General features: G+C 76.0%; 2 protein-coding genes. Both read left to right on the forward strand.

Going from position 1 to position 24,068, the window contains the following annotated elements; translation table 11 throughout:
* Positions 1-74: 74 nt before the first annotated feature.
* Positions 75-14,537 (forward strand): type I polyketide synthase, encoded by a 14,463-nt coding sequence (locus tag Dsi01nite_RS58645; RefSeq protein WP_203854187.1) that lies wholly within the window; start codon positions 75-77, stop codon positions 14,535-14,537.
* 72 nt (positions 14,538-14,609) lie between these two features.
* A partial coding sequence (locus Dsi01nite_RS58110) for a type I polyketide synthase (RefSeq protein ID WP_239137129.1) occupies positions 14,610-24,068 on the forward strand: 9,459 nt, incomplete at its 3' end.

Raw genomic sequence — 24,068 nt, forward strand, 5'->3', positions numbered from 1 at the left:
GCAGGGACCGACCGACCACCACCGTGCGTCCCGGCCGACGGGCACCCGCACGCTGTCACGAGGAGCCGAGCCAGATGGCGAACGAGGACAAGCTCCGCGACTACCTCAAGCGGGTGACGGCCGACCTGCGCCAGGCCAACCGGCGCATCCGGGAGTTCGAGGACCGCGACCGGGAGCCGATCGCGGTCATCGGCATCGGCTGCCGGTTCCCCGGCGGCGTCACCGGCCCCGACGCGCTGTGGGACCTGGTCGCCGAGGGGCGCGACGCCGTCACCGGCGTGCCGGTCAACCGCGGCTGGGACTTCGACCGCATCTACGACCCGACCCCGGGCCGGCCCGGCCGCACCTACGCCCGCGACGGCGGCTTCCTGCACGACGCCGACGCGTTCGACGCCGGCTTCTTCGGCATCTCCCCGCGCGAGGCCCTCGCCATGGACCCCCAGCAGCGGCTGCTGCTGGAGACCACCTGGGAGGCCCTGGAGGACGCCGGCATCGACCCGCAGCGCATCCGCGACACCGAGACCGGCGTGTTCGTCGGCGCCAGCCACCAGGGCTACGGCACCGCGACCGAGGGCGCCCCCGAGGGCGTCGAGGGGCACCTGCTCACCGGCGGCGCCGCCGCCGTGCTGTCCGGGCGGCTCGCCTACACCTTCGGCACCCGCGGCCCGGCCGTCACCGTCGACACCATGTGCTCGTCCTCGCTCGTCGCGCTGCACCTCGCGGTCCGCTCGCTGCGGGCGGGGGAGTCCGGGATGGCCGTCGTCGGCGGCGTCACCGTCATGGCGGTCCCGCAGTCGTTCATCGAGTTCTCCCGCCAGCGGGGCCTGGCCGTCGACGGGCGTTGCAAAGCGTTCTCCGACGACGCCGACGGCACCGGTTGGGGCGAGGGCGTCGGCGTCCTGCTCCTGCAGCGGCTCTCCGACGCGGTCGCCGCCGGCCACCCCGTCCTCGCCGTGGTCCGCGGGTCCGCGGTCAACCAGGACGGCGCCTCCAACGGCCTCACCGCCCCGAACGGTCCGGCGCAGCAGCGGGTCATCCGCGCCGCCCTCGCCGACGCCGGCCTGGAAGCGTCCGACGTGGACGCCGTCGAGGCGCACGGCACCGGCACCACCCTCGGCGACCCGATCGAGGCGGAGGCGCTGCTCGCCACCTATGGGCAGGGCCGGCAGACGCCGCTGTGGCTCGGCACCCTGAAGTCCAACCTCGGGCACACGCAGGCCGCGGCCGGTGTCGCCGGGGTCATCAAGGCCGTCCTCGCGATGCGGCACGGCGTCCTGCCCCGCACACTGCACGTCAGCGCCCCGTCGTCGAAGGTCGACTGGTCCGCGGGTGCGGTGCGGCTGCTGACCGACGCGCAGCCTTGGCCCGCCGCCGACCGGCCGCGCCGGATGGGCGTGTCGGCGTTCGGCGCCAGCGGTACCAACGCGCACGTCGTGCTGGAGCAGGCCCCACCACCGGAGGTCGAGGCGGCGCCGGAGCAGCTCACGGTGCCGGGCATTCCGGTGCTGCCGTGGGCGTTGTCGGCGCGGACGGCCGCCGCTCTGCCGGCGCAGGCCGACGCCCTGCTCGCGTTCCTCGCCGAGCACCCCGGCGCCGACCCGGCCGACATCGCCGTGACCCGGGCCGTCTCCCGAGCGCATCTGGAGCACCGGGCCGTCGTCCTCGGCGCCGACCTTGCCGCGCTGACCCGTGGGTTGGCCGCGCTCGCCGCCGGCGAGCAGGATCCCGACGTCGTCATCGGCGCCGCAGATCTCGAGGGTGCCTCGGCGCTGCTGTTCACCGGCCAGGGCGCACAGTTCCCCGGCATGGGCCGCGGCCTCTACCGGACGTTCCCGGCCTACGCCGCGGCATATGACGAGGTCTGCGCCCACATCGACGGCCTCGCGGACGTCGACGGCGACCTGCTCGACCAGACCCGGTGGACCCAACCGGCCCTGTTCGCCGTCGAGGTCGCGGTGTACCGGCTCCTCGAGTCGTGGGGTCTCAAGCCCGACTTCCTCCTCGGTCACTCCATCGGCGAGCTCGCCGCGGCGCACGTCGCCGGGGTCTGGTCGCTGCAGGATGCGTGCAAGGTCGTCGAGGCGCGCGGCCGGTTGATGCAGGCGCTGCCGGCCGGTGGTGCGATGATCGCGATCCAGGCCGGCGAAGCCGATGTCCGGGCGGTGCTGGTCGAAGGCGCTGAAATTGCCGCGGTGAACGGTCCTGACGCGGTCGTGATCTCCGGCGACGAGGCCGCGGTTGCGGCGGTGGCCGCCGGGTTCGCCAAGACGCGCCGGTTGACGGTGAGTCACGCGTTCCACTCGGCGCGGATGGACGGGATGCTCGACGCGTTCCGCGACGTTCTGTCCACGGTGACGTTCAACCCGCCGGCGATCCCGATCGCGACCACGTCCACAGGTGAGGTCACCGATCCGGAGTACTGGGTCCGTCAGGTCCGCGGGACGGTCCGGTTCGCCGACGCCGCCGAGGCGCTGCAGGCGAAGGGCGTGACCAGGTTCCTGGAGGTCGGCCCCGACGGGGTGCTGTCCGCGCTCGTCGGCGGGGTCCCCGCCCTGCGCAAGGGCCGCGACGAGGCGGTCACGCTGCTCGCCGCGGTTGCCCGGATGCACGTCAGCGGCTGGTCCCCGGACTGGGCCGCGATGCTGACCGGGCAGCGGATCGCGCTGCCGACGTACGCGTTCCAGCGGGACCGGTTCTGGCTCACCCGGACCACCCGCACCTCCACCGTGGACGGCTGGCTCTACGAGGAGACGTGGAAGCCCGTCCCCGCCGGCACGGCGGCGCTGCACGGCACCTGGCTGCTCGTCACCCACACCGGCGACGCGGCAGTCCACGAGACGCTCGCCCGGGCCGGCGCCACCGTCCGGACGCTCACCGTCGCCGAGCACACCGACCGGGCGACGATGACGGGTCTGCTCGCCGCGGCCGCCGCAGACGCCGGGACCGTCGACGGCGTCGTGTCCACGCTCGCGCCGTCCACGGCCCCGCCCACCGGACCGGCGCCGGTCACCGCCGGCGTCACCGACACCCTCACCCTCCTGCAGGCCCTCGGCGACGCGGGCGTCGACGCGCCGCTGTGGTGCCTCACCGAAGGCGCCGTCAGCGTCGCCCCCGGCGACGACGTCAGCGACCCGATGCAGGCCGCCGTCTGGGGTCTCGGCCGCGTCGCCGCCCTCGAGCACCCCGGCCGCTGGGGCGGCCTCATCGACGTCACCGGCCTCCGCGGGACGTCCGCGCCGGTCCCGGACGTGTCCGCCGGTGACCGTGACCCGGCGCCCGGTGCGGTCAACGGTCACCTGCAGTCGCCGCTCGACCTGCTCCCGGGCGTGCTCACCGGGGGCGAGGACCAGGTCGCCGTTCGCGGCGGCGCGGTCCACGCCCGCCGGATCGGCAGGAGCGCGGGGACCGGCGGGGTGAAGGCCGGATGGCGGCCGCGCGGCGCCGCCCTCGTCACCGGCGGCACCACCGGGCTCGGCGCGCAGACCGCCCGCTGGCTCGCCCGGCACGGCACCACCCACCTCGTCCTGCTGAGCCGCCGCGGCGACGACGCACCCGGCGTCGCCGAGCTGCGCGACGAGCTCACCGCCCTCGGCGCCGGCGTCACCGTCGCCGCCTGCGACGTCGCCGACCTGGACGCGCTCACCGCCGTCGTCGAGTCCGCCGAGGCCGAGCACGGCCCGATCCGCACGGTCGTGCACGCCGCCGGCGTCGGCGTGCTCGGCCGGCTGCACGACACCGGCCCGGCCGACCTCGCCGCCGCGACCGCCGCGAAGCTCGGCGGCGCCACGAACCTCGACGCCGTGTTCGACCGCGACACCGTCGACCGGTTCGTCATGTACGCCTCCGTCGCCGGCGTGTGGGGCAGCGGCGACCACGGCGCCTACGCCGCCGCGAACGCCTACCTCGACGCCCTCGCCCGGGCCCGCCGCGCCCGCGGCCGGGCCGGCACCTCGGTGGCGTGGGGCATCTGGAGCCCGGAGAGCGGCGGCATGGCCCGCGCCGACGTCCAGCAGTCGGCGAACTGGCACGGCATCACGTTCATGCCGCCGGCCGCCGCCCTCGACGCCCTGCACCATGTCCTGGACCGCGACCCGGCCACCGCCGTCGTCGCCGACGTCGACTGGGCCAGGTTCGCGCCGCTGTTCGCCGCCGCCCGCCCGCGTCCCCTCATCGCCGATCTGCCCGAGGTGGCCGCGCTGTCCGCGCCGGCCGCCGCACCCGTCGCCGCCGCAGCGGACGCCGGGCTGCTCGGGCTCGGCGACGCCGACCGGTTCCGCGCCCTGCAGGACGCCGTCCGGGCCGCCGCCGCCGGCGCGCTCGGCCACCGGGGGAGCGACGCGGTCGACGGCACCCGCTCGTTCCGCGACCTCGGCTTCGACTCCCTCACCGCCCTGGAGCTGCGCGACGCGCTGGCGCAGCGCACCGGGCTGCGGCTGCCGTCGACCGTCGTCTTCGACTACCCGAGCGTCGACGCGCTCGCCGCGCACCTGCACCACGAACTCGGCGGCGGCACCGCCGCAGCCGCGGCACCGACCGCCGCCCTCGTCGACGCCGCCGCCGACGAGCCGATCGCGATCGTCGGCATGAGCTGCCGCTTCGCCGGTGGCGTCGAGTCGCCGGAGGACCTGTGGACGCTGCTGAGCGAGGGCGGCGACGCGATCGGGCCGCTGCCCACCGACCGCGGCTGGGACGTCGACGGCCTGTACGACCCGGACCCCGACCGTGCCGGCCGCAGTTACGTCCGCGACGGCGGCTTCCTGCGCGACGCCGTCCGCTTCGACCCGCAGCTGTTCGGGATCTCTCCGCGGGAGGCGATCGCCATGGACCCGCAGCAGCGGCTGCTGCTCGAGGTCGCCTGGGAGGCGTTCGAGGCCGCCGGGATCAACCACGCCACGCTGCGTGGCACCCCCGCCGGGGTGTACGTCGGTGCCGCCGGCGGCGACTACGGCGCCCGCCTGCCGCACGTGCCCGACGGCGCCGAGGGCCACCTCATCATCGGCACCGAGAGCAGCGTCGCGTCCGGTCGCATCGCCTACACGTTCGGCCTCGAAGGACCCGCCGTCACCGTCGACACGGCGTGCTCCTCCGGCATGGTCGCGACCCACCTGGCCGCGCAGGCGCTGCGCCGCGGCGAATGCGACCTCGCCCTCGCCGGCGGTGTCGCCGTCATGTCGTCACCGGCGGCGTTCGTCGGGTTCAGCCGGCAGCGCGGGCTCGCCGTCGACGGGCGCTGCAAGGCGTTCTCCGACGACGCCGACGGCATGGGCCTCGCCGAGGGCGCCGGCATGCTCGTGCTGGAGCGGCTCAGCGACGCGCAGGCGCGCGGGCGCCGGATCCTCGCCGTCGTGCGGGGCTCCGCGCTCAACCAGGACGGCGCCTCCAACGGCCTCACCGCCCCGAACGGCCCGGCGCAGCAGCGGGTCATCCGCGCCGCCCTGCACGCCGCGGGCCTGCGGCCGTCCGATGTGGACGCCGTCGAGGCGCACGGCACCGGCACCGCGCTCGGCGACCCGATCGAGGCGCAGGCGCTGCTCGCCACCTACGGCCAGGACCGCCCGGCGGACCGGCCGCTGTGGCTGGGCTCGCTGAAGTCCAACGTCGGACACACCCAGGCGGCCGCCGGGATCGGCGGGATCATCAAGATGGTCCTCGCGATGCGGCACGGCACCCTGCCGCGGACCCTGCACGCGGACCGGCCGTCGACGCACGTCGACTGGACCGCCGGCGCCGTGGAGCTGCTCACCGACGCCCGCGACTGGCCCGACACCGACCGGCCGCGCCGCGCCGGGGTGTCCTCGTTCGGGGTGTCCGGCACCAACGCGCACATCATCCTCGAGGCCCCCGCCGCGACCACCCCGGCACCGGCCCCGGCCGACCCGCCCGCCGCGGTGCCGGTGCTGCTGTCCGCGCACAGCGACGAGGCGCTCCGCGCCCAGGCCGGGCGGCTCGCCACCCACCTGGCGGGCACCGACGACGCGCTCGCCGACGCCGCCTGGTCCCTGTTCACCGCCCGGGCGCCGCTGGCACACCGGGCCGCCGTCGCCGGCACCGACCGGGACGACGTCGTGCGGCAACTCGTCGCGCTCGCCGCCGGGACCCCGGCGACCGCCACCGTCACGGGAACGGTCCGCGCCGGAGGGAAGGTCGCGTTCGTGTTCCCCGGGCAGGGCTCCCAGTGGCTCGGCATGGGCGTCGAGCTCCTCGCCACCGAACCGGTCTTCCGGGAGCGGATCGAGGCGTGCGAAGCGGCGCTGGCGCCGTTCGTCGACTGGTCCCTGACCGCCGTGCTGCGCGGCGAGCCGGGCGCGCCCGGCCTCGACCGCGTCGACGTCGTCCAGCCGGTGCTGTGGGCCGTCATGGTTTCCCTCGCCGCGTGGTGGACGTCGCGCGGCGTCACCCCCGACGTCGTCGTCGGGCACTCCCAGGGCGAGATCGCCGCGGCCTGCGTCGCGGGGATCCTCAGTCTGCAGGACGCCGCCCGGGTCGTTGCCCTGCGCAGCCAGGCGCTGTCGGTCCTCGCCGGGCGCGGCGGCATGTTGTCCGTCGCCCTGCCGCCGGACCGGGCGGCCGAGCGGCTCGCGCCGTGGGCGGAGCGGCTCAGCGTCGCCGCGGTCAACGGCACCGGCTCGGTCGTCGTGTCCGGCGACGTCGCCGCGCTCGGCGAGCTCGCTGACGCGTGCGCCGCCGACGGGGTCCGCACCCGCCGCGTCGAGGTCGACTACGCCTCGCACTGCGCGCACGTGGAGGCCATCCACGACCAGCTCCTCGACGTCCTCGCGCCCGTCGCCCCGCGCCCGGCGCGGATCGAGTTCCACTCCACGGTCGGCGCGGACGTGACGGACATCGACCTCGGCGGCGCCGAGTACTGGTACCGCAACCTGCGCCACAGCGTCCGGTTCGCCCCGGCCGTCGGCACGCTCGCCGGCGCCGGCGTCACCGTGTTCGTCGAGGTCAGCGCCCACCCGGTGCTGATACCTGGCATGCAGGAGACCCTCCAGGACGCCGACGCCGTGGTCACCGGCACGCTGCGCCGCGACGACGGCGGACCCGCCCGGCTGCTGACCGCGCTGGGCACCCTGCACGTGCACGGCGTCGCCGTGGACTGGACGTCCGCGTTCGGTGCCGGGCGACGGGTCGTCGACCTGCCCACGTATCCGTTCCAGCGGCAGCGGTACTGGCTGGACGCCCCGCCGCCCGCGACCGGCGGGGACGGCGTGGACGCCCGCTTCTGGCAGCTGGTCGAGCAGCAGGACCCGCGGGAACTGGCCGCCGCGCTCGACCTGGAGCCCGGCGCCGTCGAAGGGATGCTGCCCGCGCTGTCGCGGTGGCGGCGGGCCGAGACCGACCGGGTCGCGCTGGACGCGTGGCGGTACCGCATCCGCTGGCAGCCGCTCGGCGACGCGCCGGCCGCGGCGGCTGCGGCGGCCAGCGCGGCCGGGCGGTGGCTGGTCGTGCTGCCCGCCGCGGACCGGGCCGGCGCCTGGACCGAGCACCTCGTGGCGCAGCTGCTCGCCGGTGGCGTCCGCGCGGACGTGCTGACGCTGCCCGTACACGCGGACCGGACGACGACGGCGGCGCATCTGCGGGCCGCGCTGGACAGCAACCCCGCGCCCGACCGGGTCCTGTCGCTGCTGGCGGTCGACGAGCGGCCGCACGAGGACGGGTCCGCGCTGCCGGCCGGGTTCGCCGCCACCGTCACGCTGGTGCAGGCGCTCGGCGACGTGGCGTGCGCCGCGCCGCTGTGGGCGGCGACCCGCGGTGCCGTGGCCGTCGGCGCCGCCGACCCGGTCGCCGCGCCGCCGCAGGCGATGACGTGGGGCCTCGGGCGCATCGCCGCCCTCGAACACCCGGACCGCTGGGGCGGCCTCGTCGACCTGCCCGCCGAGGTCACCGCGGGCGTGATCGCGAGGCTCGCCGCCGTCGTCGCCGGCCAGGACGGCGAGGACCAGGTCGCCGTCCGCGGCGCCGGCACCTACGCCCGCCGCCTCGTGCGCGCCGGCACCTCCCCGACCCGGCCCGCCGCCACGGCTGCTGCTTCCGATGCGGTCGCGGCCGGCGATGCCGTCGCGGTGGCGACGGTCGATGCTGCTGTCGCGGACCGCGACCGGCGGTGGCGGCCGGACGGGACCGTGCTCGTCACCGGCGGGACCGGCGGCATCGGCGCGCGGCTGGCGCGCTGGCTCGCCGGTGAGGGCGCCCGGCACCTGCTGCTCACCAGCCGCCGCGGCCTCGACGCGCCCGGCGCCGCCGACCTCGCCCAGGAGCTGCGCGACGGCGGCTGCGACGTCACCGTCGCCGCCGTCGACGTCACCGACCGCGACGCGCTCGCCGCGCTCCTCGCCGGTCTGCCCGGCGACCGGCCGCTGCGGTCCGTGTTCCACGCCGCGGCCGTCCTGGACGACGGTGTCATCGACGGCGTCACCGCCGGCCGGGCCGCCGCCGTCGCCGCGCCGAAGTCCGGTGCGGCCCTGCACCTGCACGAGCTCACCAAGGACCTGGACCTGAGCGCGTTCGTGCTGTTCTCCTCCCTCGGCGGCACGCTCGGTGGCCCCGGGCAGGGCACCTACGCCGCCGCCAACAGCCTGCTGGACGCCCTCGCCCAGCAGCGGCACGCGGCGGGTCTGCCCGCCACCTCCGTCGCCTGGGGCGTCTGGGCCGGCGAGGGCCTCGCCGCCGGCGAGACCGGCGAGTCCGCCCGCCGTTCGGGGATGCTCCCGATGGACCCGGGCAAGGCGATCAGCCTCCTGCACCGCGCCCTCGACGACGGCGACACGTGCCTCGCGATCGCCGACGTCGACTGGTCCCGATACGCGCCCGCGTTCACCGCGTCGCGGCCCAGCCCCGCCCTGCGCGACCTGCCCGAGGCGGCCCCGCCCGCCGACACCGCCGCCGGTCAGGGCGTCCCGCTCGGGCGTGAGCTCGCCGGGCTCCCCGCCGCCGAGCAGGAGGCGCGGCTGCTGCAGCTCGTGCGCCGGCACGCCGGCGCCGTCCTCGGCTTCCCCGAGGACGCGGCCGTCGACCCCGGCCGGGCGTTCCGCGACCTCGGCTTCGACTCCCTCACCGCCGTCGAGCTGCGCAACCGGCTCGGCGCCGCCACCGGGCTGCGGCTGCCGGTGACCCTCGTCTTCGACCACCCGACCGCGACCACCCTCACCCGCTACCTGCTCGGCGAGCTCGTCGGCGGCCTGGAAGCCCCGGCCGCGGAGACCACCCGCCGGGACGCCGACGCCGACGACCCGATCGCGATCGTCGCGATGACCTGCCGGCTGCCCGGCGGCGTCAGCAGCCCCGAGGACCTGTGGCGGGTCCTCACCGACGAGGTCGACGCGGTCGGCGCGTTCCCCACCGACCGCGGCTGGGACATCGACGGCCTCTACGACCCGGACCCGGAGCGGTCCGGCACCTTCTACACCCGCGAGGGCGGCTTCCTGCACGACGCCGCCGCCTTCGACCCGGCGTTCTTCGGCATCTCCCCGCGCGAGGCCCTCGCGATGGACCCGCAGCAGCGGCTGCTGCTCGAGACGTCGTGGGAGGCGTTCGAACGTGCCGGGATCGACCCCGCTACCGCCCGCGGCAGCCGCACCGGCGTCTTCATCGGCTCCAACTACCACGACTACGTCTGCCGCCTGCACACCGCACCCGAAGGGTTCGAGGGGCAGCTCGCGCTCGGCAGCGCCGGCAGCGTCGCGTCCGGGCGCATCTCCTACCTGTTCGGGCTCGAAGGACCGGCGCTGACCGTCGACACCGCGTGCTCGTCGTCGCTCGTCGCGCTGCACCTGGCGATGCAGGCGCTGCGCCGCGGCGACTGCACCCTCGCCATCGCCGGCGGGGTCACCGTCATCTCCTCCACCGACACGTTCGTCGAGTTCAGCCGGCAGCGGGCGCTGTCACCCGACGGCCGGTGCAAGGCGTTCTCCGCGTCCGCGGACGGCGCCGGCTGGGCCGAGGGCGTCGGGCTGGTCCTCGTCGAGCGGCTCTCCGACGCCGTCGCCAACGGCCACCCCGTCCTCGCCGTCGTCAAGGGCTCCGCCGTCAACCAGGACGGCGCCTCCAACGGGCTCACCGCCCCGAACGGTCCCGCGCAGCAGCGCGTCATCCGCCAGGCGCTCGCCGACGCCGGTCTGCGCCCCGCCGACGTCGACGTCGTCGAGGCGCACGGCACCGGCACGAGCCTCGGCGACCCGATCGAGGCGCAGGCGATCCTCGCCACCTACGGCCAGGACCGCCCCGCGCCCCTGTGGCTCGGCTCGGTGAAGTCGAACCTCGGCCACACCCAGGCCGCGTCCGGCGTCGCCGGGCTGATGAAGATGGTCCTGGCCCTGCGGCACGGGACCGTGCCCCGCACCCTGCACGTCGACGCGCCGTCCCCGCACGTCGACTGGGCGTCCGGCGCCGTCGAGCTCGTCACCGAGGCACGGCCGTGGCCGTCCGGCGGCCGCCCGCGCCGCGCCGGGGTGTCGTCGTTCGGCATCTCCGGCACCAACGCGCACGTCATCGTCGAGGAGCCGCCAGCGGTCCCGGCCGCGCCCGCGGTCGCCGGTCCGGCGCTGCCGGCGCTGCCGGTGCTGCCGACCGTCGTGTCCGGCCGGTCGGAGGCGGCGCTGGGCGAGCAACTGCGGCGGCTGGCGTCGTTCACGGCCGAACGGTCCGACCTGCGGCCGGTGGACGTCGCGTACTCCCTCGCGACGAGCCGGTCGGCGTTCGAGCACCGGGCCGTCCTGCTCGGTGACGTCGAGATCCGCGGCCGGGTCCGCGACGGCGGGTCGGCGATGCTGTTCACCGGTCAGGGCGCGCAGTGGCCGGGAATGGGCCGCGGCCTGTACGCGGCGTTCCCGGTGTACGCGCAGGCGTATGACGAGGTCTGCGCGCACATCGACGGCCTGCGCGACGTCGACGGACCGGAGCTGGACGAGACCCGGTGGACGCAGCCGGCGATCTTCGCGGTCGAGGTCGCGGTGTACCGGCTGCTCGAGTCGTGGGGGCTGCGACCGGACCACCTCCTCGGCCACTCCATCGGCGAGCTCGCCGCGGCCCACGTCGCCGGGGTCTGGTCCCTGCCGGACGCCTGCACGATCGTTGAGGCCCGTGGCCGCCTGATGCAGGCGCTGCCGCGTGGTGGGGCGATGGTCGCGATCCAGGCCGCCGAGGACGACGTCCGCGCGGCACTCATCGACGGCGTGGAGATCGCCGCGGTGAACGGTCCCGACGCGGTCGTCGTCTCCGGCGATGAGGCAGCGGTCGTGGCGGTGGCCGCTCATTTCAAGAAGACGCGTCGGTTGACGGTCAGTCACGCGTTCCACTCGGCGCGGATGGACGGGATGCTCGACGCGTTCCGCGACGTCCTGGCCACGGTGACGTTCAACCCGCCGGCGGTCCCGATCGCGGCCACGTCCACGGGTGAGGTCACCGACCCGGAGTACTGGGTCCGTCAGGTCCGCGGCACGGTCCGCTTCGCCGACGCCGCCGAGGCGCTGAAGGCGAAGGGCGTCACCAGGTTCCTGGAGGTCGGCCCCGACGGGGTGCTCTCGGCGATGGTCGACGGCGTCCCGGCGATGCGCAAGGGTCGCGACGAGATCCTCACCCTCATGACCGGCGTCGCCCAGCTGCACGTCACCGGCTGGTCGCCGGACTGGACGGCCATGTTCGCCGGCGGCACCCGCGTCGACCTGCCCACGTATGCGTTCCAGCGGCAGCGGTACTGGCTGGAGGCCCCCGCCGACCCGGCCGACCCCGCCGCCCTCGGCCTCGACACCGTCCGGCACCCGCTGCTCGGCGCCGGCGTCCCCCTCGCCGAGACCGGCGGGCACCTCTTCACCAACCGGCTGTCGATCGCCGACCAGCCGTGGCTCGCCGACCACCGGGTCATGGACACCGTCCTGCTGCCCGGCACCGCGCTCGTCGAGCTCGCGCTGTCCGCCGGCGACGCCGTCGGCTGCGACCGGATCGAGGAGCTCACCCTGCAGGCGCCGCTCGTGCTTCCGGAACCCGGCGCGCTGCAGCTGCAGGTCACCGTCGCCGCCGCCGACGGCTTCGGCGCCCGCGCGCTGCAGGTGCACTCCCGCGACGCCGGCGGCACCGACGACACGTGGACGGCGCACGCCACCGGCCGCCTCGCCGCCGCACGCACCTGGGACGCCCCAGACTTCACCGAATGGCCGCCCGCCGGCGCCGAGGCCGTCGACATCGGCGACCTGTACGCGTCGCTCGCCGACGCCGGGTTCGACTACGGTCCGTCGTTCCAGGCCCTGCGCCGGGTGTGGCGCCGCGACGGCGTCGTCTACGCCGAGGCCGCCCTCGCCGACGCCGAGCGCGCCGAAGCCGGCCGGTTCCTGCTGCACCCGGCGCTGCTCGACGCCGCCCTGCACACCCTCGCGTACGCCGACGGCATCGCCGGTCGCGGCGTCCTGCCGTTCTCGTTCGAGCGGCTGTCGCTCAGCGCCGTCGGCGCCACCGCCGTGCGGGTCCGGCTCGCCGGCAGCGGCACCGACACCGTGACCGTCGACCTCGCCGACCACACGGGCCGGCCGATCGCCGCCATCGGCTCCCTCGCGCTGCGCCCGGTCACCGCGAGCCAGGTCAAGGCGGCCCGGTCGCAGTACCACGACTCACTGTTCCGGGTCGACATGGTCATGAACCCGGTCGCGCCCGCCCGTGACCACGCCGACCAGCTCTGGGCGGTCCTCGGGCTCAACCCGGTCAAGCTCGTCAAGGCGCTCGGCACCACCGGCGCCGCCGTCGAGACCTACCCGGACCTGGAAGCGCTCCGCGACGCCGTCACCGCCGGCGCCGCCGTCCCCGACCGGGTCATCGTGTCCTGCGCCGACCGGCCCGAAGGCGCCGACATGGCCGCCCGCGTCCGCACCGCCACCTACTGGGCGCTGGATCTCGTCCAGGCCTGGCTCGCCGACGAACGCCTCACGTCCTCCCGGCTGGTCTTCGTCACCCACAGCACCGGCGGCGAGACCGTCGAGGACCTCGCCTGGGCGCCCGTGTGGGGGCTCGTCCGGTCGGCGCTGACGGAGAACCCGGACCGGTTCGTCCTGCTCGACCTCGACGACCGCGACGTCTCCTACGCGGCGCTGCCCGCCGCGCTCATGTGCGGCGAGGGTAACGTCGCCGTCCGCGTCGGCGGCGTCCACGTGCCGCGGCTCGCCCGGGTCGCCGCCGCACCCGGCATCACCCCGTCCGCGACGTGGGACACCAAGGGGACCGTCCTCATCACCGGCGGCACCGGCGACCTCGGTGGCCTCATCGCCCGGCACCTCGCCGGCGAGCACAACGTCCGGCACCTGCTGCTCACCAGCCGTCGCGGCCTCGCCGCCGAGGGCGCCGTCGAGCTGCGGCAGGCGCTGCTGGACCTGGGCGCCGAGGTGACGATCACCGAGTGCGACGTCGCCGACCGCGCCGCCCTCGCCGCGGTGCTCGCCGCGATCCCCGCCGACCGGCCCCTCACCGGTGTCGTGCACACCGCCGGGGTCGTCGACGACGGGGTCGTCTCCGCGCTCACCCGCGAGCAGGTCGACACCGTCCTGCGGCCGAAGGTCGACGCCGCGCTCAACCTCGACGAGCTCACCCGCCACCTGCCGCTGACGGCGTTCGTCCTGTTCTCCTCGATGGCCGGCACGTTCGGCGGCACCGGCCAGGCCAACTACGCGGCCGCGAACACGTTCCTGGACGCCCTCGCCCACCAGCGGCGCGCCGCCGGGCTCCCGGCGCTGTCCCTCGCCTGGGGCCTGTGGGAGCAGGGCAACGGCATGACGGCGAAACTCGACGGCGGTGACCTGCAGCGGATGGCGCGCGGCGGGCTCGCCCCGCTGTCGCACGCCGAAGGACTCGCCCTGTTCGACGTCGCCTGCGTCGTCGACGAGGCCGTCCTCATCCCGGCGCGGCTCATCATCGACGCGATCCGGGCGGTCGCCGGGACCGCGGCGGTCCCGGCCATCATGCGCGGGCTCGTCGGCCGGCCCGCCCGGCAGGCCGTCACCACCGCCGGGCCCGTCGAGCAGACCGAGACGCTCGCGACGCGGCTCGCCCGGCTCAGCGCCGCCGAACGCCGGCGGGCCGTCCTGGACCTGGTCCGGACCGAGGCGGCGGTCGTGCTCGGCTACCCCGGCCCGGACGCCGTCGAACCCGACCGCGGGTTCCTCGAGCTCGGCTTCGACTCCCTCACCGCCCTGGAGCTGCGCAACCGGCTCGCGGCCGCGTCCGGGCTGCGGCTGCCGGCGACGCTGCTGTTCGACTACCCGTCACCGGACGCGATGGCCGGGCACGTCCTGAGCCACCTCGTCCAGGACGACGCCGACGCCCCGTTCGCCGTCCTCGACGACTTCGAGGCCGCGCTCGCCGCGGCCGGCCTCACCACCACCGGCGCCGCCGGCGACGACACCCGCGACCGGCTCGCGGACCGGCTGCAGCTGCTGCTCGCGAAGCTCACCGACCGCGGGAACGGCTCCGGCGAGGGCGTCGTCGAGCGGCTCGACGCGGCCAGCGACGACGAGATGTTCGCCTTCATCGACAACGATCTCGGCCTTTCGTAGCGCCGTGCCACCGTTCCCAGAAAGGCCCGATCACCGATGAACGAAGACAAGCTGCGCGAGTACCTCAGGCGCGTGACGGTCGATCTGCACCGGACCCGGGAGCGGCTCAAGGACGTCGAGGAGCGGGAGCAGGAGCCCATCGCGATCGTCGCGATGAGCTGCCGCTACCCGGGCGGCGTGCGCAACCCCGAGGACCTGTGGCAGCTCGTCGCCGAGGGCCGCGACGCGATCGGCCCGTTCCCGGACAACCGCGGCTGGGACCTGGACAACCTGTTCCATCCCGATCCGGACCACCGCGGCACCTCGTACGGCAGCGAAGGCGGCTTCCTCTACGACGCCGACGAGTTCGACCCCGCCCCCTTCGGCGTGTCACCCCGCGAAGCGCTCGGCATGGACCCGCAGCAGCGGCTGCTGCTGGAAACGGCGTGGGAGGCGTTCGAACGCGCCGGCCTGGACGCCACCACGCTGCGCGGCAGCCGCACCGGCGTGTTCGTCGGCGTCATGTACAACGACTACGGCGCCCGCCTCCGCGAGATCCCCGAGGGCATGGAGGGCTACGTCGGCAACGGCAGCTCACCCAGCATCGCCTCCGGCCGCATCGCCTACACGTTCGGCCTCGAAGGCCCCGCGGTCACCGTCGACACCGCCTGCTCCTCGTCCCTCGTAGCGCTGCACCTGGCGGCGACGGCGCTGCGCCGCGGCGAGTGCAGCCTCGCCCTCGCCGGCGGCGTCACCGTCATGTCGACCCCCAACACGTTCATCGGCTTCAGCCGGCAGCGCGGCCTGTCCGTCGACGGCCGCTGCAAGTCGTTCTCCGACGACGCCAACGGCACCGGCTGGGGGGAGGGCGCCGGCCTGCTGCTCGTCGAACGGCTCTCCGACGCCCGGCGCAACGGCCACCGCGTCCTGGGCCTGCTGCGCGGCTCCGCCGTCAACCAGGACGGCGCGTCCAGCGGTCTGACGGCACCGAACGGCCCGGCGCAGCAGCGCGTCATCCGGGCCGCCCTCGCCGCCGCGGACCTCGCACCGGCCGACGTCGACGTCGTGGAGGCCCACGGTACGGGCACGACGCTCGGCGACCCGATCGAGGCGCAGGCGCTGATCGCCGCATACGGCCGGGACCGGCGGGCGCCGCTGTGGCTCGGCTCGGTGAAGTCGAACCTCGGCCACACGCAGGCCGCGTCCGGTGTCGCCGGCGTCATCAAGATGATCCTCGCGATGCAGCACGGGCAGCTGCCGCAGACCCTGCACGTCAGCGCACCGTCGTCCCAGGTCGACTGGGGCGACGGCGCCGTCCGGCTGCTCACCGAGGCCCAGCCGTGGCCGGCGGGGGAGCGTCCCCGCCGCGCCGGGGTGTCGTCGTTCGGGGTGTCCGGCACCAACGCGCACGTCATCGTCGAGCAGGCACCACCCGCCGAGGCGCCCGAGGCGGCGCCGGTGCCCGCGGGCCTGCCGGTGGTGCCGTGGCTGCTGTCGGGGCGCACCGCGGTGACCGTGCCCGCGCAGGCGGACCGGCTCGCCGCGGCGCTGGACGCGGCGCCCGGCCTCGGCGCGGCCGACGTCGCGTTCACCCTCGCGGCGGCGCGGACCACGACCGAGCACCGGGCGGTCGTGCTCGGTGCCGACCGGGCCGCGCTGCGGGCCGCCCTCACCGCTGACGGCGTCATCCGCGGTGTCGTGGCGCCGGGCCGGTCCGCGATGCTGTTCACCGGTCAGGGCGCGCAACGGTCCGGGATGGGCCGCGGCCTGCACGCGGCGTTCCCGGCCTACGCGGCAGCGTATGACGAGGTCTGCGCCCACATCGACGGTCTCGCGGACGTCGACGGGGACCTGCTTGACCAGACCCGGTGGACGCAGCCCGCGCTGTTCGCGGTCGAGGTCGCGGTGTACCGGCTCCTCGAGTCGTGGGGACTGCGTCCCGACTTCCTGCTCGGTCACTCCATCGGTGAGCTCGCCGCGGCGCACGTCGCCGGGGTCTGGTCCCTGGAGGATGCCTGCAAGGTGGTGACCGCGCGCGGCCGGCTGATGCAGGCGCTGCCGGCCGGTGGCGCGATGATCGCGGTTCAGGTCACCGAGGACGAGGTCCGTGCCGCCCTGGTCGACGGCGCTGAGATCGCGGCGGTCAACGGCCCGGACGCGGTCGTCGTGTCCGGCGACGAGGCGGCCGTCGAAGCGGTGGCCGCGCGGTTCGCAACGACGCGGCGGTTGAAGGTCAGTCACGCGTTCCACTCGGCGCGGATGGACGGGATGCTCGACGCGTTCCGCCAGGTCCTGCGCACGGTGACGTTCAACCCACCGGCGATTCCGATCTCGGTGACCTCCGCCGGTGAGGTGACCGATCCGGAGTACTGGGTGGGTCAGGTCCGCGGCACGGTCCGGTTCGCGGATGCCGCCGAGGCCCTCAAAGCCAAGGGCGTGACGAGGTTCTTGGAGGTCGGCCCGGACGGCATCCTGTCCGCGCTGGTCGACGGGGTGCCCGCGCTGCGCAAGGACCGCGACGAGCCGCTGACCCTGATGACCGCGGTCGCGCGGATGCACGTCGTCGGCTGGTCGCCGGACTGGCGTCGCGTCCTCGGCGGCGGCACCGTCGTCGACCTGCCCACGTACGCGTTCCGCCGCGACCGGTTCTGGCTCGACGACCCCGCCGCCCGCACCGACGCCGACGCTGTCGGGCTGCTGCCCGTCGACCACCCGCTGCTCGGCGCCGCGCTCGGCCTCGCCGACGGCGGCGGGTTCGTCTTCACCAGCCGCCTCTCGCTGCGCGACCAGCCGTGGCTGCGCGACCACGTCGTGCTCGGCGTACCCCTCGTGCCCGCCACCGCCCTCGTCGACCTCGCCGTCCGCGCGGGGGAGATGCTCGACTGCGGACACCTCGGCGAGCTCGCCGTCGAGACCCCGCTCGCCCTGCCCGACCCGGGGTCCGTGCACCTGCAGGTCACCGTCGGCGCCCCCGACGACACCGGCAGCCGGCCCGTCGCCGTCTACTCCCGCGCGACCGCCGCCGCCGGCTGGACCCGGCACGCCACCGGTCGCCTGCAACCCGGGCACCGCTGGGACACCGCCGACCTCACCGAGTGGCCGCCTCCCGGCGCGACCCCGGTCCCCGTCGACGGGCTGTACGACACCCTCGCCGACGCCGGACTCGGCTACGGACCCGCGTTCCGTGGCGTGCGGGCCGTGTGGCGCCGCGACGGTGACCTGTTCGCTGAGGTCACGCTCGCCGAGACGGCCCGCGACGACGTGGCCCGCTTCGGGATCCATCCCGCGCTCCTGGACGCCGTCCTGCACACCCTCGGCCACGCCGGACCCGCCGCCGGCGGCACGCTGCTGCCGTTCGCGTTCCGTGGCGTCTCGTTGCGTACGAGCGGCGCCGTCGCCGTCCGCGCACGGCTCACCCTGACCGGGTCGACGACCGTCGCCGTCGAGGTCGCGGACCGGACCGGCCGCCCCGTCGCGTCGATCGAGGCCCTCGACCTGCGCCCGGTGACCGCCGGACAGCTGACGGCGGCCCGCACCGGCGACCTGTTCCGGCTCGACCTCGTCGCGGCCCGGCCCGCCGGCGGGCACCGGCACCGCTACGCCGTCCTGGGCGCCGACCCGGCCGGGGTCGCCGCGGCTCTCACCGCCGCCGGCGCCACCGTCGACACGCACGCCGACCTGGCCGCCATGACCACGGTCGCCACCGCCCCCGGCCGGGTCGTCGTCACCGTCGCCACTTCCGACGGTGACGCCGCCGATGCCGTGCACGCACGGACCGCCGCCGCGCTGTCCCTCGTGCAGGAGTGGCTCGCGCGCCCGCCCGCCGGGGCCTCGCTGCGGGTCGTCGTGCCGGCCACCGGAGTGGATTCGATCGCAGCGGCGGCCGTCGCCGGGCTGATCCGCTCCGCCGACGCCGAACACCCCGGCACGTTCGGCGTCATCGAGATCCGCGAGCAGGACGCCACCGGCGCGGCCCTCGCCGCGGCCCTCGCGCTCGACGAGCCGACCGCCGTCGTCCGCGGCGACGCCGTCCTGGTCCCGAGGCTCGCCCGCGCCGACTCCACCGCTCCCAGCGACGCCGCGGCGACGTTCGGCGGGGACGGGACCGTGCTCGTCACCGGCGGGCTCGGCGGGCTCGGGGCGCACGTCGCCCGGCACCTCGTGACCGTGCACGGCGTCCGGCACCTGCTGCTCGCCGGTCGCCGCGGCCTCGACACCGACGGCGCCGCCGCGCTGCGCGACGAACTGACCGGCCACGGCGCGACCGTCACCGTCGCCGCGTGCGACGTCGGCGACCGGGCCGCCGTCGCCGCCCTCCTCGCCGCCGTGCCCGCCGAGCACCCGCTGACCGGCGTCGTGCACACCGCCGGGGTCGCCGGCGACGCCGTCGTCACCGACCTCACCGCCGACCGGGTCGCCGCGATCCTCCGCCCGAAGGCCGACGGCGCCCTGCACCTGCACGAGCTGACCCGGGACACGCCCCTGACGGCGTTCGTGCTGTACTCGTCGCTCGCCGGGATCGTCGGCGGCGCCGCGCAGGCCGGATACGCCGCCGCGAACAGCGTCCTGGACGCCCTCGCCGTCCAGCGGCGCGCCGACGGCCTGCCCGCGCTGTCCCTGGCGTGGGGGCTGTGGGACACCGCCAGCGGCATCACCGCCCACCTGGAGGACGCCGACCGGCAGCGCCTCGCCCGCAACGGCGTCGCGCCGCTGCCGACCGCGGACGCCCTGGCCCTGTTCGACGCCGCCTGCGCCGCTCCCGCGTCCGTCGCCGTCCCGGCCCGGCTGCGCCCGGACGCGCTGCGCGCCGCGGCCGCCGTCCCCGCGGTCCTCAGCGGCCTCACCGGACCGGCCGGCCGGCGGGAGACCCACGACGACGACTCCCTCGTGCGGCGGCTGCGGCGCATGACCGACAGCGACCGGACCGCGGCGCTGCTGCGGCTGGTGCGCCTCGAGGCGGCGACCGTCCTCGGCCACCCGACCGGCGACGACGTCGACCCGCACCGTGGGTTCCTCGAGGCCGGATTCGACTCCCTCACCGCCCTGGAGCTGCGCAACCGGCTCGCCACCGCGACCGGGCTGACCCTGCCCGCCACCGTCCTGTTCGACCACCCGGCGCCGCAGGCGATGGCCAGGCACCTCCTCGGCGAGCTGCACCTCGGCGCCGCCGTCGCGGCCCCGGCCGCCGCCGTCGCCGGCGCGGCCGACGAACCCGTCGCGATCGTGGCCATGAGCTGCCGGTACCCCGGCGGCGTCCGCACGCCGGAAGACCTGTGGCGGCTCGTCGCCGACGGCACCGACGCGGTCGGGCCGTTCCCCGACGACCGCGGCTGGCCCGTCGACCGCCTCTACCACCCGGACCCGGACCACCGCGGCACCAGCTATGCCCGCGAAGGTGGCTTCCTCTACGACGCCGCCGCGTTCGACGCCGACTTCTTCGGCATGTCACCCCGCGAGGCACTCGCCACCGACCCGCAGCAGCGGCTGCTGCTCGAATCGTCGTGGGAGCTGCTGGAGCGCGCCGGCCTGGACCCCGCCGCGCTGCGCGGCTCCCCGACCGGCGTGTTCGTCGGCCTCATGTACAGCGACTACGCCGCCCGCGTCCACGACGTCCCCGACGGTCTCGAAGGGCACCTCGGCAACGGCAGCGCTCCCAGCGTCGCCTCCGGCCGGGTCGCCTACACGTTCGGGTTCGAAGGACCCGCGGTCACGATCGACACCGCGTGCTCGTCGTCGCTCGTCGCGCTGCACCTGGCCGCGCAGGCGCTGCGGCGCGGCGAGTGCGGCCTCGCCCTCGCCGGCGGCGTCACCGTCATGTCGACGCCGGGCACGTTCGTCGGGTTCTCCCGCCAGCGTGGACTCGCGCCCGACGGGCGTTGCAAGGCGTTCTCCGACGACGCCGACGGCACCGGCTGGGGCGAGGGCGTCGGCCTGCTCCTGCTCGAACGGCTCTCCGACGCCGTCGCCAACGGCCACCCGGTCCTCGCCGTCGTCCGCGGGTCCGCCGTCAACCAGGACGGCGCGTCCAGCGGTCTCACCGCGCCGAACGGTCCCGCGCAGCAGCGGGTGATCCGGGCGGCGCTCGCCGCCGCGGACCTCGCACCGGCCGATGTGGACGCCGTCGAGGCGCACGGTACGGGCACCACGCTCGGGGACCCGATCGAGGCGCAGGCGCTGATCGCCGCGTACGGCCGGGACCGGCAGGCGCCGCTGCTGCTGGGGTCGGTGAAGTCGAACCTCGGCCACACGCAGGCCGCGTCCGGTGTCGCCGGCGTCATCAAGATGGTCCTCGCCATGCGACACGGGCAGCTGCCGCGGACCCTGCACGTCACCGCGCCCTCCTCGCACGTGGACTGGTCATCGGGGGCCGTCGAGGTCCTCACCGACGCGCGGCCGTGGCCCGCCGTCGACCGGCCGCGCCGGGCCGGGGTGTCGTCGTTCGGGATCTCCGGCACGAACGCGCACGTGATCGTGGAGGCCGCGCCGCCGGTCGAGCCGACCGCGGCGCCCGAGCCGCTGCCGGTGGCGCCGTGGCCGGTGTCGGCGCGGACCCCGGAGGCCCTCGAGGCGCAGATCGATGGCCTGCGGGACGCCCCGGCCGCCGCGGACCCCGCCGACGTCGGCCTGTCCCTGGCGGCGGGCCGGTCGGCGTTCGAGCACCGGGCCGTCGTGCTCGGCGACGCCGTCGTCCGTGGCCGGGCCCGCGACGGCGGGTCGGCGATGCTGTTCACGGGTCAGGGCGCGCAGCGGTCCGGGATGGGCCGCGGCCTGTACGAGTCCTTCCCGGCCTACGTCGCAGCGTATGACGAGGTCTGCGCCCACATCGACGGCCTCGCCGAGATCGACGGCGACCTGCTCGACCAGACGCGGTGGACGCAGCCTGCGCTGTTCGCGGTCGAGGTCGCGGTGTACCGGCTCCTCGAGTCGTGGGGTCTCAAGCCCGACTTCCTCCTCGGTCACTCCATCGGCGAGCTCGCCGCGGCGCACGTCGCCGGGGTCTGGTCACTGCAGGACGCGTGCAACGTCGTGACCGCCCGTGGGAGGCTCATGCAGGCGCTGCCGGCCGGTGGCGCGATGGTCGCCGTCCAGGCCGCCGAGGACGAGGTCCGGGCGGTGCTGGTCGAAGGCGCCGAGATCGCCGCGGTCAACGGCCCGGACGCGGTGGTCGTGTCCGGCGATGAGGCCGCTGTCGTAGCGGTCGCCGCTCATTTCAAGAAGACGCGTCGGCTGAAGGTCAGTCACGCGTTCCATTCGGCGCGGTTGGACGGGATGCTCGACGCGTTCCGTGAGGTTCTGGCCACGGTGACGTTCAACCCGCCGGCGGTCCCGATCGCGACCACGTCCACGGGTGAGGTGACCGATCCGGAGTACTGGGTCCGGCAGGTCCGCGGCACGGTCCGGTTCGCCGACGCGGCCGAAGCCCTGAAGGCCAAGGGCGTGACCAGGTTCCTGGAGGTCGGCCCCGACGGTGTGCTGTCCTCGCTGGTCGACGGCATCCCCGCCATGCGCAAGGACCGCGACGAGGCCACCACGCTGATGACCGCCGTCGCGCGGGCGCACGTCGTCGGCTGGTCCCCGGACTGGTCGCTGCTGTTCAAGGGCGCCCGCCGGGTCAACGTGCCCACGTACGCGTTCCAACGGCAGCGGTACTGGCTCGACGCCGGCGTCCCCGCCCGGTCGGAGGCCGACACCGAGTTCTGGGCGGCCGTCGAGTCCGGCGAACTCAGCGACCTCCTCGGCGTCGACGCCGACACCATCGTCCCGGCGCTCACATCGTGGCGGCAGCGGCGGCAGTCCAATGTGGACGGCTGGCTGTACCACGAGACGTGGACGGCGCTGGCCGGCGGCACCACCACACGCAGCGGCACCTGGCTGGTCGTCGGCGCCCCGGAGGTCGCCGCCGCGCTGGCCGCAGAGGGCGTCGACACGGTGGCCGTCGACTCGCCGGCCGACCTCCCGGCGGGTCCGTTCGCGGGGGTCGTCGCGGCGCCCGCCAGCGCCGCCGAGGCGCTCGCCCTCGTGCAGGCAGGCATCGGCGCGCCGCTGTGGTGCGTGACCCGCGACGCCGCGACCGACCCCGCGCAGCGTGCCGTGTGGGGTCTCGGCCGGGTCGTCGCCCTGGAGCAACCCGACCGGTGGGGTGGTGTCATCGACGTCGACGACACGGGCCTGCCGCTGCTGGCGAGTGTCCTCGGCGGTGCGGAGGATCAGGTCGAGGTCCGTTCAGGTGTCGTGTACGGCCGGCGGCTCGCGAAGGCCGCCGCGAAGCCGGGCTGGCGCCCGTCGGGGACGGTCCTGGTGACCGGCGGCACCGGCGCTCTCGGCGTGCACGTCGCCCGGTGGCTCGCCGCCGAGGGCGCGAGCAGGATCGTGCTGGTCAGCCGCCGCGGCCCCGACGCGCCCGGCATGTCTGAGCTGGGCATCCCAGGTGTGGAGATCGTGGCCGCCGACATCGCCGACGGCGCAGCCGTGTCCCGCCTCATCCGCGACTACGCGCCGAACGCGGTGATCCACGCCGCCGGCGTCCTGGACGACGGCACCGTCGACGGGCTGACTCCCGAGCGGATCGCGGCCGTCATGGCTGCCAAGGTCGACGGCGCCCTGCACCTGGACGCCGCAACTCGGGACGTGCGGCTGGACGCGTTCATCCTGTTCTCGTCGTTCGCCGGATCGGTCGGATCTGCCGGGCAGGGCAACTACGCCGCCGCGAACGCCGCTCTCGACGCGATCGCCGAGCAGCGTCGCGCCGCGGGCCTGCCGGCCGTGTCGATCGCGTGGGGGCCGTGGGCCGGCGACGGCATGGCGGGGGACCTGGGCGACCGGCACCGCCGCGGCGGCGTCAGGCCGATGCACCCCGACGCGGCCGTGACCATCCTCGGCCGCGTCGGCGCCGACGAAACCGTCGTCGGCGGCGGTGCGACCGTCGTCGTCGCCGACATCGACTGGGACGCGTTCGGGCCCGCGTTCGCCGCCGGGCGGCCCGCGCCGCTCCTCGAAGGGCTCGCCCCGGCCGCCGCGGCACCCGTCCAGCGGCGCCGGTTCGCGGACCTGCCCGCCGGGGAGCTCGCCGGGCACCTCCTCGACGTCGTCCGCGGCCACGCCGCCACCGTCCTCGGCCACGCCGACGCCGGCGCGATCCGCCACGACCGGGCGTTCCGCGACCTCGGGTTCGACTCGCTGACCGCTGTCGAGTTCCGCAACGCCCTCACCGCCGACACCGGCGTCGCCCTGCCGACCACCGTCGTCTTCGACCACCCCACCCCGGACGCCCTCACCGAGCTGCTCCTGTCGCGGATCACCGGATCCGCCGACGCCGTCCAGGCCGCCGGACAGGCCGTCGTCCCGGTCGACGAGCCGGTCGCGATCGTCGCGATGGCGGGCCGGTTCCCCGGCGCGGCGACCCTGGAGGACCTGTGGGCGCTGCTCGCCGAGGGCCGCGACGGCATCCGCGAGTTCCCGACCGACCGAGGCTGGGACCTCGACTCGCTCTTCGACCCCGACCCGGACCGGCCCGGGACGTCCTACGCGCGGGTCGGCGCGTTCCTGCAGGAT

The organism is Dactylosporangium siamense (genome assembly GCF_016862795.1).
Taxonomy (GTDB): Bacteria; Actinomycetota; Actinomycetes; order Mycobacteriales; family Micromonosporaceae; genus Dactylosporangium; species Dactylosporangium siamense.

Coding starts and splice junctions, on each gene's coding strand:
- Dsi01nite_RS58645 (WP_203854187.1), top strand. CDS start 75: ATGGCGAACGAGGACAAGCTCCGCGACTACCTCAAGCGGGTGACGGCC.